This window comes from Nonomuraea sp. NPDC052116 (genome assembly GCF_040680035.1).
GTDB classification, from domain to species: Bacteria; Actinomycetota; Actinomycetes; order Streptosporangiales; family Streptosporangiaceae; genus Nonomuraea; species Nonomuraea angiospora_A.
Map to the genome: position 1 here is coordinate 106,314 of NZ_JBFAWA010000012.1, position 14,915 is coordinate 121,228.

General features: G+C 74.1%; 14 protein-coding genes. 4 read left to right on the forward strand and 10 right to left on the reverse strand.

Features of this window, described 5'->3' with window-relative positions:
- The first annotated feature begins 39 nt into the window (after positions 1–39).
- Positions 40–648, forward strand: coding sequence for a carboxypeptidase-like regulatory domain-containing protein (locus AB0L65_RS24185; protein ID WP_364249291.1), 609 nt, complete (start codon positions 40–42; stop codon positions 646–648).
- A gap of 63 nt (positions 649–711) precedes the next feature.
- Complete coding sequence (locus AB0L65_RS24190; RefSeq protein WP_364248996.1) at positions 712–1,650, forward strand: YceI family protein; 939 nt, start codon at positions 712–714, stop codon at positions 1,648–1,650.
- Positions 1,651–1,677: 27 nt separating this feature from the next.
- On the opposite strand, the gene AB0L65_RS24195 is transcribed toward AB0L65_RS24190, so the two are convergent.
- The 3 genes from AB0L65_RS24195 to AB0L65_RS24205 form a co-directional block, all read right to left on the reverse strand.
- The gene (locus tag AB0L65_RS24195; RefSeq protein WP_364248998.1) at positions 1,678–2,643 is read right to left on the reverse strand and encodes an NAD-dependent epimerase/dehydratase family protein; all 966 of its coding nucleotides are present in this window, start codon (positions 2,641–2,643) and stop codon (positions 1,678–1,680) included.
- Positions 2,643–3,077: a MerR family transcriptional regulator gene (locus AB0L65_RS24200; protein ID WP_364249000.1), complete on the reverse strand. Its 435-nt coding sequence runs from the start codon at positions 3,075–3,077 to the stop codon at positions 2,643–2,645. Before AB0L65_RS24200 ends, AB0L65_RS24195 begins: the two co-directional genes overlap by 1 nt.
- Positions 3,078–3,237: 160 nt before the next feature.
- On the reverse strand, positions 3,238–3,816 hold the full coding sequence (locus AB0L65_RS24205; RefSeq protein WP_364249002.1) for a helix-turn-helix domain-containing protein: 579 nt from the start codon (positions 3,814–3,816) through the stop codon (positions 3,238–3,240).
- Between the two features lie 100 nt (positions 3,817–3,916).
- Here AB0L65_RS24205 and AB0L65_RS24210 point away from each other — a divergent pair, with 100 nt between their 5' ends.
- Positions 3,917–4,813: an SDR family oxidoreductase gene (locus tag AB0L65_RS24210; protein ID WP_364249004.1), complete on the forward strand. Its 897-nt coding sequence runs from the start codon at positions 3,917–3,919 to the stop codon at positions 4,811–4,813.
- Between the two features lie 56 nt (positions 4,814–4,869).
- On the opposite strand, the gene AB0L65_RS24215 is transcribed toward AB0L65_RS24210, so the two are convergent.
- The 7 genes from AB0L65_RS24215 to AB0L65_RS24245 form a co-directional block, all read right to left on the reverse strand.
- A complete protein-coding gene (locus AB0L65_RS24215; RefSeq protein ID WP_364249006.1) occupies positions 4,870–5,193 on the reverse strand; it encodes a hypothetical protein in 324 nt (107 codons plus the stop codon).
- Between the two features lie 76 nt (positions 5,194–5,269).
- The gene (locus AB0L65_RS24220) at positions 5,270–6,736 is read right to left on the reverse strand and encodes a multicopper oxidase family protein (RefSeq protein ID WP_364249008.1); all 1,467 of its coding nucleotides are present in this window, start codon (positions 6,734–6,736) and stop codon (positions 5,270–5,272) included.
- Between the two features lie 5 nt (positions 6,737–6,741).
- Positions 6,742–7,194, reverse strand: a complete 453-nt coding sequence (locus AB0L65_RS24225; protein WP_355195477.1) for a hypothetical protein — start codon at positions 7,192–7,194, stop codon at positions 6,742–6,744.
- The gene (locus AB0L65_RS24230) at positions 7,191–7,727 is read right to left on the reverse strand and encodes a hypothetical protein (RefSeq protein ID WP_364249010.1); all 537 of its coding nucleotides are present in this window, start codon (positions 7,725–7,727) and stop codon (positions 7,191–7,193) included. The genes AB0L65_RS24225 and AB0L65_RS24230 overlap by 4 nt, the downstream gene beginning before the upstream one ends.
- Positions 7,728–7,872: 145 nt before the next feature.
- Positions 7,873–8,514, reverse strand: a complete 642-nt coding sequence (locus tag AB0L65_RS24235) for a response regulator transcription factor (protein ID WP_364249012.1) — start codon at positions 8,512–8,514, stop codon at positions 7,873–7,875.
- Positions 8,489–10,858, reverse strand: a complete 2,370-nt coding sequence (locus AB0L65_RS24240; RefSeq protein ID WP_364249293.1) for a GAF domain-containing sensor histidine kinase — start codon at positions 10,856–10,858, stop codon at positions 8,489–8,491. The genes AB0L65_RS24235 and AB0L65_RS24240 overlap by 26 nt, the downstream gene beginning before the upstream one ends.
- Before the next feature lie 91 nt (positions 10,859–10,949).
- Positions 10,950–11,435, reverse strand: a complete 486-nt coding sequence (locus tag AB0L65_RS24245; RefSeq protein WP_364249014.1) for an anthrone oxygenase family protein — start codon at positions 11,433–11,435, stop codon at positions 10,950–10,952.
- A gap of 401 nt (positions 11,436–11,836) precedes the next feature.
- Here AB0L65_RS24245 and AB0L65_RS24250 point away from each other — a divergent pair, with 401 nt between their 5' ends.
- Positions 11,837–14,908 (forward strand): BTAD domain-containing putative transcriptional regulator, encoded by a 3,072-nt coding sequence (locus AB0L65_RS24250; RefSeq protein ID WP_364249016.1) that lies wholly within the window; start codon positions 11,837–11,839, stop codon positions 14,906–14,908.
- The last annotated feature ends 7 nt before the right edge of the window (positions 14,909–14,915 follow it).

The following is a 14,915-nucleotide window of genomic DNA, read 5'->3' on the forward strand; positions in this document are numbered from 1 at the left end:
ACCCTGGCCGACGGCGGGTACGCCATCTGGACGCCCGGCATGGGCACCTACGTCCTGATCGCGTCGGCCGCCGAACGCGACCCGCAGGTGGCCACCCTCGTCGTGGGCGACCGGCCGGTCGACTTCAACCTGATCCTCACCGGCTCGAACAAGCTGACCGGGGTGGTGCGCAACCTGGAGGGCAAGCCGGTGTCCGGGGCGGTCGTCGTGCTGACCGACGTCCGCGGCGAGGTCGTCACCACGGGCGCGACCGACGGGGAGGGCTCCTACAGCCTGTCCGGCGTGACCTCGGGCGGCTACACGCTCGCGGTCAGCGCGGACTCCTTCCGCCCGGCCGCCGTCCCGGTCGAGGTCGCCGGCGCCGGCCACACCAGGCAGGACGTCGAGCTGCGGCCCGGCGCCCGGATCCGCGGCACCGTACGGGTGGGCGACGGCGGCCCGCTGAACGACGCGCGGGTGACGCTGCTGGACGCGGCCGGGAACGTGGTCGGCACCACGACGACCGGCGAGGACGGCGCGTACGCCTTCGCCGACCTGACCGGCGGCCAGTACACGCTCATCGCCACCGGATACCCGCCCGTGGCCGACACCGTGAGCATCAACGGCCGCGACGACGACCGCGACCTGTGGCTGGTCCACGCCGACTGACACCCGACACCGCGACGACCGCTCGAAGGGACGAGCAGGGAAAGCAGGGAGAGCAGGAGCACCATGTACACCAGCCAAGAGCAGGCCGGGCGGAACGCCACGGCGAGCCGGCAGACCGAGCGGAGCGCTCCGGCAAGTCGGCCGGACGAGCGGAGCGCCCCGGGGAGCCCTCAGAGCGCCCCGGCCGGACGCCGGGGCCTGCACGCCCTGATCCGCACCAAGGACGGGTGGGCCGTGCAGCACGCGATCGTCACGGTGACCGACCTGACCGGGCAACAGGTCGCGCGGGCCGAGGCCGACCCCGAGGGCGTCGTGGCGACCGGCCCGCTGGCGCCCGGCGTCTACACGGCCGTCGCCACCGCGGCCGGATACACGCCGGCCGCGATGACGGCCATCGCGACCGGGTCCGGCGCCGCCGAGCTGGGCACGGTGGTGCTGGCCCGGCAGGGCGGCGTCGACCTTCCCCCGCCCGGGATCTGGACGTTCGACCCGGCCCACTGCACGATCGCGGCGACCGCCCAGCATCTGGGGCTCAGCACCGTACGGGGACGGTTCACCCAGTTCGCCGGGCGGATCGAGGTCGGCACGGACCCGGAGACGTCGTCGGTGGCCGCCGACATCGTGGCCGCCTCGATCGAGACGGGGAACGGCACCCGCGACGACCATCTCCGTTCGGCCGACTTCCTGAACGCCGCCGCGTACCGGATGATCTCCTACCGCAGCACCGGGCTCACACCTGCGGGCCCCGACCGGTGGATCGTGCACGGGACGCTGACGCTCGCCGGGGTGCAGCGGCCCGTCGACCTCGACCTGGCCTACCTCGGGACCGGCCCCGACCCGTGGGGCGGCCTGCGGGCGGCGTTCCGGGCCGAGACGGAGCTGCGCCGCGAGGACTTCGCGATGACGTACAACCAGGTCGTGCGGGCCGGGGTCAACCTGATCGGGTCGACGCTGAAGGTGGAGCTGGACATCCAGGCCGTGCAGGGGGCGTCCCTGCCCTAGGCGAGAGTTTCCCGGGACCCCCGTCGCCTACACCAGGCCGAGGTCGTGCAGGCTCTGCGCCGTCTGCACGATCGTCGTCTCGGCGGGCCGCGGACGCCAGCCGAGCTCGCCGCGGGCCCGGTCGTTGTGGATGATCGGCCGTGGCGGGTCCTCCCCCGGCACCTCCTGCGTGGGTACGCGTGCGCCCGCAGGGCCGAGCCGTCGGCGCAGGATCTGGGCCACCTCCAGGAAGCTCAGCGTCGCGCCGTCGGCGACGGCCAGGAAGCGCTTGCCCGCGGCTTTGGGCTCCGCCATGGCGCGAAGGTGCAGGTCGGCCACGTCGCGCACGTCGACGACGCCGAAGCGCCGGCGGGGCGCGAGGCTCATCGTTCCGTCGAGCATCGCCTTGATCAGCTGCGTCGAGGAGCGCAGGCCGGTCGTGAGGGTGGGCCCGAAGATGGCCGTCGGGTTGACCACGACGAGTTCGGTGTCGCCGCCGTCGCGCTCCATCAGGGCCCATGCGGCCCGCTCGGCGATCGCCTTGGAACGCGGGTATGGCGCCAGGCCCGGCGTGTCGGGATCGGTCCAATCGTCTTCGGTGAACTCGGCGCCCGGCTTGGGCGTGTATCCGACCGCGGCGAAGGACGAGGTGAGCACGACGCGCCGGGCACCCGCGTCGCGCGCGGCACGCAGCACCCGCAACGTGCCCTCCCGGGCGGGGACGATCAGCTCGTCAGGGTTCTCGGGCTGGGCGACCGGGATGGGCGAGGCGACATGATGAACCTCCTCGCACCCGGCCACCGCGGCGGGCCAGCCGTCGTCGGCCGTCAGGTCGGCGGCGACGATCTCCAGGCCGGCGTCGTCGGCGTCGCCGCGGCGCACCGCCGCACGCAGCTCGGCCTCCTGAGCCGTCCGGCGCACCGTGGCGCGTACCGGTCTCCCGGCCCGCAGCAGTGCGGCGATCAGGTGTGTCCCCACGTAGCCGGCCCCGCCGGTGACCAGGACCCGGCTCATCACAGCACCCCCAAGCGACCGGCCGCATCGATGGAACGCCGCATCGCCTCGGACTCCGCGGCCGTGTCGCCGCGGTCGCGAGCGTCCCACAGCGCCGCTTTCTCCCGCAGATAGGCCAGCCGGGCATGCTGGGCGAGGATCTCGGCCTCGATGCGCTCCGCGTGACGCAGCAGCAGATCGCGCTGTTCGGCCGCCGCCAGCCGCCCGCGGGTGCGGTTCGCCAGGTAGGTGCGCATGTCTCCGATGCCCACGCCGACCGCGCGAAGGCAGGCCAGCGCCTCGATCACGTGAAGATCCTCGTCGCGGTAACGCCTGTGCCCGCTGTTCTGGTCACGGTCGATCGGGCCGACCAGCCCGACCTCCTCGTAGTAGCGCAGGGTCGGCTCACTCAGCCCGCTGCGCCGGGACATCTCATGGATGGTCAGAACTGCCATGCGGTCAGCGAAACACACCTCAAGCGCTTGAGGTCAAACGCGGGGCCTGTGCCGCCCGGACCGGTGACGTCCAGGTACGGCGCCCGGGCGCCGCCACCGACCTCAGCGGATGCCGCCCGGTCCGGCGCACTGAGCGGAGAGCGACCGCGTCAACATCGGGTCACACGGTCTCGGCACGGGTCAGGTCGCTGACGGCGGCGAGACCTTCGCGTTGCAGGTCGAGCAGATCGCGGGTCTCATCGGGCGCGATCCACCGGGCGAAGGCCGTTTTGAACACCAGAACGCCCAGCTCGCCGGCCAGGGAAGCGGTCACCTGGGCGATGCCGCGGGCGACGAGCGCGGCGGTCACGGCGTGGGAGAGCTTGGCCAGCTTGAGCAGCTCGCGCTCCCGCAACTGCTCGTTCGCCGTGATGATCCCGTTCCGCATGCGGGAGAACTCCCGGCCCCGTGCGTCCTGCAGGACCCGGCCCCCGGCATCGAGCGCCGCGGCGAGCAGGCCGGCCATGGACGTGTCCGCCGGGGCGTCGGCGATCGCGCCCACGAAGGCGGCTTCGAGCTGCTCCCCGCCGGCGAACAGCACCTCGCGCTTGTCCGCGAAATGCCGGAAGAACGTCCGCTCGGTCACCCCGGCCCGCCCGGCGATCCCGGCCACGGTCGTCGCCTCGAAGCCGTCCTCGGCGAACAGCTCGATCGCCGCCCGCTGCAGGCGGTCCGATGCTCCAGGTGCCCAACGTGCCATGTCCGGATCGTAGCCCGAACCGAGGTGATGACAGAGCCTGACATCACGGCTATGCTGGTGATGTCAGTCCCTGACATCATTCTTGGAAGCGAGCCCAACCATGTACGTTTTCGTCACCGGAGCATCCGGATTCATCGGCCGCGCCGTCGTCGCCGAGCTCATCGCCGCCGGTCACAAGGTGATCGGACTGGCCCGTTCCCAGGCATCGGCATCCGTCATCAAGGACCTCGGGGCGGACGTCCACCCCGGCGACCTCGACGACCTCGACCAGATCCGCCAGGGTGCGAACGCGGCCGACGGCGTCGTCCACCTCGCCAACAAGCACGACTTCGCCCACCCCGAGATCTCCAACCGCGCCGAGCGGGCCGCGGTCCAGACCATCAGCGACACGCTCGCCGGGTCCGATCGGCCGTTCGTGCTCGCGGCCGGCCTCGCTCTGCCCGGCCTCGGACGCCCGTCGACAGAGCGGGATCCCAATCCCGCCGTCGGCCCGGACTCACCGCGCGGCGGTGCCGAGAACCTCGCCCTCACCTACGCCGACCGTGGCGTACGGGTGATTTCCGCCCGCTTCGCCCCGACTGTCCATGGCGAAGGCGACCACGGCTTCATCTCCATCATCGCCCAGGCCGCCCGGCGGCGCGGAGCCTCCGTCTACCCCGGCGAGGGGCACAACCGCTGGCCCGCCGTCCACCGCTCCGATGCCGCGCGCCTGGTCCGGTTGGGGCTCGAGGACGCCCCCGCCGGCACGATCCTGCACGCCGCCGCCGAAGAGGGCGTGCCCGTCCGGCGGATCGCCGAAGCGCTCGCCGACCGCCTCGGCGTGCCGGCGAAGCCCGCCCCGGCGGAGCAGATCGCCCACGAGATCCCGTTCATCGGCGGGTTTCTGGCCGCCGACTTCCCGACAACGAGCACGATCACGCGCGACCTGCTCGGCTGGCGGCCCACCGGCCCCACCCTCCTGGAGGACATCGCCGCGGGCCACTACGACCAACCCTGAACCGACCGTGATCACGGGCGACGCGGTGCCGGCCGCGCCGCCCACCCCCACCGGCATCACCGGCGCAGGCCCACGAGCAGCGTCCACGCGGGGAACATCGTCCAGACGACGGCGCCCGGGATCCCGCCGGCGGCCCAGGCCCACGACACGTCGAAGACGACCGTGACGAGGAAGCCGACGCCGAACGCCCCGACGGCGACCGGCAGCCCGATCACGATGGCGCGGCCGAGGCGGGTCACGGCCGCGGGCAGGGTGCCGGTGCGCGCCCCCGCGGCGCTGATCGCGCCCGCCCAGCACATGCCGGCGACGGCGCTCAGGCTCACCGGGACGACCTGGTACTCGAACGGCATCAGGCCCGTGAGCAGCAGCGCCTGCAGCACGACGACCAGGACGGCGGCGACCAGGCCGACCCTGGTCCACCCGCGGGCGCGGGGCTGTCTTCACGGGTGTCCTCCTTCACTCTCGCGAGTTGCCCGCCGGGCCGCCGATGAGGAACGGGGTCGTGACGTTCTCGTACATGAGGTGGACGAGCAGCCCCTCACGCGCGTGCGGCAGGTTGTGGCAGTGATCGACCCAGATGCCGGGGTTGTCGGCGAGGAAGGCGATGTCGTAGGACTCGCCGTCCTCGACGTTCAGGGAGTCGACCCACCAGGGGCTCCCGGTGGCGGGCACGCCGTCGCGGGCCAGCACCACCGCGCGATGGCCGTGCAGGTGCATGGGGTGCACCTCGCCGCTGTCGTTGACGATCGTCATGCGGACGACGTCGCCGTCGGCGACCGTGAACATCGGCACGTCCGGGTACATGTGGCCGTTGACGGTCCAGTAGAGCCCGGGGACGCCGTCGAGGAAGCCCGGCCGGCGGCCCATCTCGTAGCGGAAGGCGCGGTCGGGGTGCGCCGGGTCGAAGCCGAGGGGCGCGGGGGTCCCGTAGGTCAGCAGGTCGAGCGTGGCGGCCGGGCGGGCGCTCGCCGGGACGTCGGACGGGCGGCCGAGCACCACCGACAGCGGCCCGCCGATCTGCACCCGTACGGAGCCGCCGCCGGACGGCATGGTCACCTCGAGGTCGGCCCGGCCGCCCGCCGTCACGAGGACGGCGGCGCGCTCGATGGCCGTGGGGCCGAGCAGGTCGGTGCCGTCCACGGCGACCAGGCGCCAGGCGGCCCCCGTGACCCACACCGGGGTGGGGCCGTTGTCGGTGTTGACCACGCGTACCCGCGCCGTGGCGCCGGGCGGGGCCGGGACGGTGACGTCGGACTCGGACCCGTTGACGGTGCGGATCCCGTGGTAGAGGTGCGCCAGGGCGACGACGTCGAGCGGCGCCTGCGGGCGCGCGGGCCGCACGACCAGGGCACCGAAGAGGCCGCCCGCGACCTGCTCGTGCGACAGCTGGTGGGAGTGGTACCAGAACGTCCCGGCCCGGCGGACGACGAACCGGTAGACGAAGTCCCGGCCGATCCGGACCGCGTCCTGGGTGACCCCGGCGACGCCGTCCTCGCCTCCCGGGACGTCCACGCCGTGCCAGTGCAGGGTGACCCCGCCGGGCACCGACGCGTTGACCAGCCGCACCTGTACGAGCTGGCCCACCACGGCCGTGATCTGCGGGCCGGGGGAGTGGCCGTTGAAGGTGTACCCGTCGATCTCGCGGCCCGATGCCAGCCGCACGCGCTGCTCGCGCGCGGTCAGCGTCACCTCGACGTCCGGCCTGCGCGCCGGGTCGGCGACCAGGGTGGTGATGTCGCGGGCGGCCGAGTCCTGGTGGTGGTGCGGCCCGCCCGCCTGCCGGCCGCCGTCGGCGTACCCCATGTCCATGACGGAGTACGCCCGCGGCAGCCGGCTCGCCTGCCACAGCCAGCCCAGCGGGACGACGACGGCCAGCGTCGTGGCGCAGGCCGCGACCAGCCGCACGCGACGGGTGAGGATCATGACCCTCACACCGCCGCCGAGGCGGGCGCCTCGGCGGCGACGGGCCGGGCGCGCCGGGCCGCGTGCAGGGCGACCGCGAACAGCGCCATCGCGTTGAGCCCGTGCAGCCCGCCCACCCACGGCAGGTCGTGGCCCGAGTAGCCGAGCATCGCCTGGACGGCGACGAGGAGCAGCACGAACGCGGCGAACTTGACCCCGCCCGGGATCCGGGCGAAGAACGAGACGATCAGGAGGAGGAGGGCGACGACCGGAATGACGAGCCCGCCGTTGATGCCGTGCACGATGAGGCCGACGACCTCCGGGAAGGCCAGGTCGTCGCTCTCCATGACGGCCTTGTCGAACACGTTGCCGGCCGAGACCCACTTGCCGAGCCCGGCGATGGCCAGGACGATCGCCGCCGCCTGGACGGCGACCTCGACGGCGACGGCGTACGCCAAGACCTTGTAGACGATTCTCATGGTTCCTGTCCTTTCGACGGGGAGCGGAGCGCCTTGACGAGCAGGGCGGCGCCGAGCGGGCCGGCGCCGAGGAGGTAGGGGACGGCGAGGTCGGCGGTGAGCGCGCCGAGCAGGGCGGCCACCGCCGCGATCCCGCCGATGACCGGGTGCGCCAGTCCGGCCCGGCCCGCCACGTACGACAGCCCCGCGAGGGCGGAGGCCGCGCCGACGGCCAGCGCGGGCGGCAGGACCGGGCCGGCGACGTGGAGCGCCGCCTCGACCGTCGCCGCCGACGCGACCAGGCCCAGCAGCGCCAGGACCACGGCGGCCGGCGCGCGGCCGGCGTGGCGGGGCCCCCAGGCGGACAGGTCGCGGTACACCAGCGAGACGGCCACGACGGCGAGCCACGCACCGGTACCGCGAACGAACCCGAGGGCCGGCCCGCCCGCCAGCCGTCCGGCCGGGCACAGGGCCGGCTCGCCCGCCAGGCACCCGGCCAGGCAGAGCGCCGACGACGCCAGCAGGCACAGCCCGCCGGCCACCCGCGTCCTCATGACCGCCAGCGTCGGCGCCACCGCGTCCCGGCGTCACGGGGCAGATGTCCCTGCCTTACCGGGAGGCCGCACCGGGAAGCCGCACCGGGAAGCCGGGCGGAGAGTCCGGCCCGGGAGGCCGCACCGGGTTACTTCGGGGCCGGGTTCATCGGGGTTCGCCGCCGAGTCCCGCTTCGCGGGCCCGGACGATGGCCGCCGACCGGTCGGTGACGTGCAGCTTCGTCAGGACGTTCGAGACGTAGTTGCGTACGGTCTTGCCGCTCACGCCGAGCCGCTGGGCGATCGCCATGTTGTCCAGGCCACGGGCGACGAGCCCCAGGACCTCGTGCTCGCGCTCGGTGAGCTGCGGGAACGGCGACGCCACCGCGACCCGGGCGAAGTGGGCCAGGATGCGCGCGGCCACACCGGCGCCGAAGACCGCCTCGCCGCGGGCGACCGCGCGTACCGCGGCCACGATCTCCTCGGGCCCGGCGCCCTTGAGCGCGTACCCGTGGGCGCCCGCGCGCAGGGCGGCCAGGACGTTCTCGTCGTCGTCGTACATGGTCAGGATCAGCGAACGGGTGGGCAGGCCGGCGGCGCGCATCCGGGAGGTGACCGTGAGGCCGTCGCCGTGGGGCATGTTCACGTCGAGCACGGCGACGTCGGGCCGGTGCTCGACGGCCAGGCGCAGGGCGTCCGCTCCGGTGGCGGCCACGGCCAGCACGGTCATCCCGGCCTCGGCGTCGAGCAGGGCCCGCAGGCCCGACACGAAGACGGGATGGTCATCGGCGAGGATCAGCCTGATCATGGTCCCCTCCCAGGCTCGTCGGCAGAAAGGCGCGGATGTGGGTGCCGCCGCCGGGCGGGGAGCGCATCGACCAGGCCCCGCCTACTTCGGCGGCCCGTTCCCGCATGGAGCGGATCCCCACGCCGGCCGTCCGATCGGGGTCGAGCCCGCGGCCGTTGTCCCGCACGGTCACCTCCACGCCGCCGTCCGACGGCGTGACCGTGGCGGTGCAGTGGGTCGCCTCGCTGTGGCGGACCGCGTTCGTGATCGCCTCGACGGCGATCCGGTAGGCCGCCGTCTCGACCGCGGCCGGCAGCGCGGGCAGCGGTTCGGCGCCGACGACCTCGATGGACATGGCGCCCGACAGGGCCGCCGCCCGCGCCCGGATCGCGCCGACGACGCCTAGCTCGTCCAGGGCGGGCGGGCGCAGCGCCTCGACCAGGCGCCGCACATCGGTCAGCGACGCGGCGGCCTCCGCGGAGATCTCGTCGAGCAGCGGACGCGCCGCCGAGCCGGGCGGTACGTCCCGCGCGGCGAGGCCGGCCTTGATCCGGATCGCGGCCAGGGTCGGGCCGAGACCGTCGTGCAGGTCGCGGCGTAAGCGGCGGCGCTCGTCCTCGCGTGAGGCCACGACCTCGGCGCGGGACCTGACCAGGTCGTCATGCAGCCGCACCGCCTGCACGGCGGTGCCCACCTGCTGCGCCAGGGAGGCGATCAGGCCGAGGTCGACGGGGTCGAGCGGGTCGTCGCTGCCGCGGGCCGAGACGCGCAGGTGCCCGATGAGCGTCCCGTGGTAGCGCAGCGGCTCGACGTGCACCTCGCCGACGGGGACGCCGTACTGCGTGGCCAGGTGACCGGCGCCGGAGCCGTCCACCAGGTCGATGGCCGCGTGCGGGACGCGCAGCGACCGGGCCACGGTCTCGACGATCGCGGGCAGCACGTCGGCGGGCAGCAGCACCGCCTGCAAGCGGGTGCCGAGGCGGGTCAGCGCCGCGGACGGGTCGCGGCGGTCGCCGTACATCACCCGGTTGACCGTGCTCTGCGCCAGCGCGCGCAGCGGCGCCAGCGCGAGCGCCGCACCGGCCGCGGTGAGCGCGGCGGCCACCGGCTGCGACAACCCCAGCCCGCTGACCAGCAGCGCCACGACGGCCGCGTACCCGGCGACCAGGATCGCGACCACGCTGGCGTATACCAGCGACCGGTTCGCCAGCCGCTCGATGTCGAACAGACGATGGCGGCGCAGCGCCACCCCGATCCCGGCCACGAACGGCAGCCCCGACAGCCCGAGGGCTCCCGGCGGCAGGGGACGCGCCGCGGCGAGCAGCTCGGGAAGGTGCCAGCCGGCCAGGCTCAGCAGCGTCGCCACCGCGCCGCCCGCCACCAGCCAGCGCATCCTGGCGCGCACCAGCGGATCGGGGTTGCGGCGGTAGGCGGCGAGGCCCCACACCGTGCTGGTGACCAGGACGGCCGCCACGACCGCAGTCTGGCCGCTGTGCACCAGCCCCAGCCAGCCGAGCGCGTTGGGGGCGAGCGGCGCGGCGAGCGTGCTCCAGAGTGCCATCGCGGCCGGCGGCGCGGCGTACGCGACGGCCATGGCCCGGCGGCTGCGGGCCGGCAGCGGCCGGGGCGCGGTGAACGCGATCGTGAAGGCCAGCAGGCCTCCCCAGGAGATCGAGTACGCCACGATCGTGTTGAGGTGGAACAGCCACAGCTGGGCGCCGCCGGTGGCCAGGGCCAGGACGGGCAGCCCGGCGGTGACGGTGAGCGTGCTGCCCAGCAGGCCCGCCGCGAGCACGAGCAGCGGAGCCGTCGCGGGCTCCTCGGGCCGCCGCAGATACAGCGCGACGGCCAGCCCGGCCAGCGCGAGCACGAAGACGAGGTCCCCCCAGCCCTCCATGAGCAGCGGGTACGGATCGGGGCGGCCGACCCGGACCGCCACCGTCGTCGGCCGCTCGCGGACCACGTCGTAGACCAGGGTCGTGCCCGGCCGCGGACGGGGGACGACGCCCAGACCGTCGGCGAGCCGATGCCCGGCCACCCCGGTCACCAGGTCACCGGTCCGCAGCCCCACCCCGCCGGACGCGCCCGGCGCGCTCACGGGGGCGCCGGGGAGCTCCACGGGGGTGCTCGGTGCGTTCACGGGGGCGCCGGGGACGTCCACCGGGGTGCCGGCGACGTCCGCCGGGGTGCCCGGGACGTTCACCGCCACACCGTCGGCGTGCCAGCCCAGCGGCACCACGCTGCCGTCCGACGGCGTGTCCAGCCCGGCGGCGGTCGCCACCACGCCCAGCACCACCAGGAGGATCGCCACTCCCGCCGGAATCCGGCGCGACCGCCCTGACGGGCCCGGCCACAGTCGCCACATGGACACGCACACATCGTGACCGACACCCCGGCCGGAAAACCATCACCCGGACGCCTACGGTTTGGATGGAAAGGCGTGTCAGGGGCCGGCTCTACTTCCCGGACAACGTGAGAGCCCAGGCGAGCAGGCCGAACGCGGTCGTGGAGGCGACCACGCGGACGAGGTTCCAGCTCCGCCACCGCATCTCGCCGAACGCCTCGCGCGCCGCGGCCACGTCGATGCGGCCGGGATCCCCCGCCGCCTTGAGCGCGTCGTTGAGCGGCACGTTGACCACCAGGGTGATGACGAAGGTGATCACGTACAGGACGAGCGCGGCGACGATCCACGGCAGGGCCGGGCGGCCGAGATGGGCCACCGCGGCGAGGAGCGTGAACAGCAGGGCGCCCAGGAAGCCGCCTCCCATGAACCACGGGTTGATGATCGCTCGGTCGAGCGCCTGGAACGCGCCCACGAAGGTGCGGTCGTCGGTCCGCTCGAGGCCCGGCATGACCGTGTGCGCGTACAGGGCGAAGGCCCCCGCCACGAGGCCCATCGACAGCGTCGCGGCCATCAGCGCCGTGATCCGCAAGCCTTCCACAGAGTCCTCCCAGTGGGCTCAGCGATGTCGTCCGGCCCTCATGATCCCATCGGCTCCTTTCGTGGACCTGTCCTGAACCTGTCGTGCGGGCCACGCCGAAACCCGGCGAAAGGAGGCGGTCCGGGCGACGCAAGGTTTGTGCAAGAACGATGGCGTCGCCGGTGGCTACCGTCGTTCATGAGAAAGCGATCTGCCCCGAACGAGGGCCGGGGCGGATCGGGGCCGGTCGCCGCTCCGCGCCACAGCCGGGCGTAGCCGGACGGCCCGCATAGGATGGGTGCGGATCCAAGGCGCGACGGGGGAGACGCCGCCTCCCCACCCGCCCGTGCTGTCGTCCATCACTTCGCGACGTCAGGATGAATGTGGACATAAGGTCGAATGCCGGATTTCGGTTTGGGATTTTGGGCCCGCTCGAAGTCGTACGTGACGGCCGGCCGATCTCCCTTCCGGCGGCCAAGCAGCGGATCGTGCTCGCCACGCTGCTCCTGCGCGCCAACCGGAACGTCTCGCCGGACGAGCTGATCGAGCGGCTGTGGGCCGACGACGTTCCCCACAACGCCCGCAGCGCGCTGTACACCCACGTGGCGCGGCTGCGGCGCGCGCTGGGCGAGGACCCGGGCGGTGACGGCTCCCACCGGCTGATCCGCACGTCCGACGACGGCTACGTCATCGATGTGCCGCCCGAGGCGCTGGACCTGTCGCGGTTCCGGGCGCTGGTCGCGCGCGCCGGCGCCGGCACGGATGCCGCCGGTGCGGCGGATCTCCTCGGCCGCGCGCTGGGGCTGTGGCGCGGCCCCGTGCTGGCCGGCGTTCCGTCGGAGTCGCTGCATCGTGACGAGGTGCCGCCGGTCGTGGAGGAGCGGCTGCGGGCCGTTGACCGGTGGTTCCAGCTCGGCCTGCGGCTCGGCCGCGACGACGAGATGGTCAAGGTGCTCAAGGAGGCGACCGCGGAGCATCCGTTCCACGAGCGGCTGTGGGCGCAGCTCCTGGTCGCGCTGCATCGGTCCGGCCGCCGGGCGGAGGCGCTGGAGACGTACCGGAGCGTCGTCGCACTCCTGCGCGACGAGCTGGGCGTCGACCCCGGCCAGGAGCTGGTGCGCCTGCACTCCGCCATCCTGGCCGGCGACCCCGAGGTGGCGCGCGTGCTCGATGACGGTCACCTCCCGCCGGCCTCTCAGCCGGACGACCCGCCGCCGGGCCCGGTACGCCCGCGGCAGCTCCCCTCCGACCTCGCCTCCTTCACCGGGCGCCGCGACGAGCTCGCGGCCCTGAACGCCCTCCTCGACCGCGAGGACGCTCACGCGTCGCCGCCGATCGTGATCGCCGCCGTCAGCGGCATGGGCGGAGTGGGCAAGACGGCGCTGGCCGTGCACTGGGCGCACTCGGTCGCCGACCGGTTCCCCGACGGCGTGCTCCATCTCAACCTGCGCGGCTTCGGCCCGGGCACGCCCGTCGAGCCCCATGCCGCGCTGGAGCTGCTGCTCAACGCGCTGGGCGTGGTCGGGCAGCGGGTTCCCAAGGAGACGGACGCCCGCTCGGCGCTGCTGCGCAGCGTGCTGGCCGGGCGGCGGGTCCTGATGCTGCTCGACAACGCCCGCGACGCGGCCCAGGTGCGTCCGCTGCTGCCGGGCTCGCGCTCGTTCGTGCTGGTCACCAGCCGCAACCAGCTGCGCGGCCTGGCCGTACGGGAGGGGGCGCGGCCCTTCGTGCTCGGCCGGTTCTCGCCCGGCGAGTCGACCGCCCTGCTGGCCGCGATCCTCGGCCCGGAACGGATCGGCGCCGAGCCGTGGGCCGCCGCCGAACTGGCCCGGTCGTGCGTCCACCTGCCGCTGGCGCTGACGATCGCGGCCGAGCACGCGATGTACCGCCCGGACAGCCCGTTGCAGAGCCTGGCCGAGGAGGTGCGGGCCCAGCGGACCCGGCTGGACGCGCTGGACACCTCCGACGACCACGAGGCGAGCGTGCGGGCGGTGCTCTCCTGGTCGTACCTGGCGCTGGAGCCGCCGGCGGCCCGGATGTTCCGCCTGCTGAGCCTGCATCCCGGTCCCGACGTCGGCCCGGGGGCGGCGGCCGCGCTGGCGGGCGTCCCGGTCGCCGAGGCGCGGCGGCTGCTCGACGTCCTGGCCGACCGGTCGCTGCTGGAGAGGCCCAGCCGTGAACAGGGCCGTGAACAGGGCCGTGAACGGCACCGCTTCCACGACCTGCTCCACGCGTACGCCGCCGAGCAGAGCGCCCTCGCGGACGGCGCGGCCGAACGGACGGCCGCCGTCCGTCGCGTGCTGAACTGGTACCTCCACACGGCGAGCCGCGCCGCGGACCTCGTCGAACCCACCCGGAGACGCTTCCCCGACGTGATCGACCGCGCCCCCGCCGAGCCGCCCGCGCTGGAGGGCCCGGAAGGCGCGCTGATGTGGGTGGAGGAGGAACGGGCCAGCCTCGTGGCGGCCGTCGCGCTGTCGGCCGAGCACGGCTGGGACGACTACACGTGGCGGCTGGCGCATGCGCTCTGGCGGTTCTTCCTCATCCGCGGGCACGTCCGCGACTGGATCGACACGCATCTCCGGGCGCTCGACGCCGCGCGCGACGCCGGCGACCCCCGCGTCCTGGCCGAGACGATGAAGAACCTCGGCTTCGCGTACTGGCGGGCCGGGCACCTCTCCGAGGCGCTGGACCACCACGGCCGGGCGCTCGTCCTCGACCAGGAGAGCGGCGACGGCTGGGGCGAGGCCAAGACGCGCAACCATCTGGGGTTCATCCACGACCGCGCGGGCCACTTCGCCGAGGCGCTGCGCCAGCAGCAGCGCTCCCTCGCCCGCTACCGGGAGGCGGGCGACCTGTGCGGCCAGGGCCGCGCGCTCGTCGGCATCGGCAACGCCTACCGCCAGCTCGGGCACCACAGCGCGAGCATGGTCCACCTGAAGAGGGCGCTCGCCATCACCTGCGAGATCGGCGACCGCTGGGGCGAGAGCCTGGCCCTCACCGCCATGGGCTTCACCCGCCTGACCGGCGGCTACGGCGCGGAAGCCACCCGCCCTCTCTACCGGGCTCTCACCATCTCCCGGGACATGGGCGACCGCTGGGGGGAGAGCATGGCCCTCATCGTGATCGGCCTCGGCCTGCTGATCAACGGCGAGTACGGGGACCCGTCCCACCCGCTGTGCCAGGCGCTCGCCATCTCCCGCGAGATCGGCGACCGCTGGAGCGAAAGCCTCGCCCTCACCGCCATGGGGTTCGCCAGCCTGGCCTCGGGGCGGAACGCGGAGACCACGCGCTACCTCCGGCGCGCTCTCACCGTCAGCCACGAGATCAGATGCATCGCCGGTGCCGACGATCTGCTCCACGAGGCGTTCCGCACCGCCACGCCGCGGGCCGGCCACCAGGCGCTCGTCTCCACGCTGTCGTTCCACACCCGCCTGCAACTCAGGCTGGCCGCCGTGGACGCCCCTCGCGCGCTCGGCCCCTCCCCGCGATGAGCGCTGA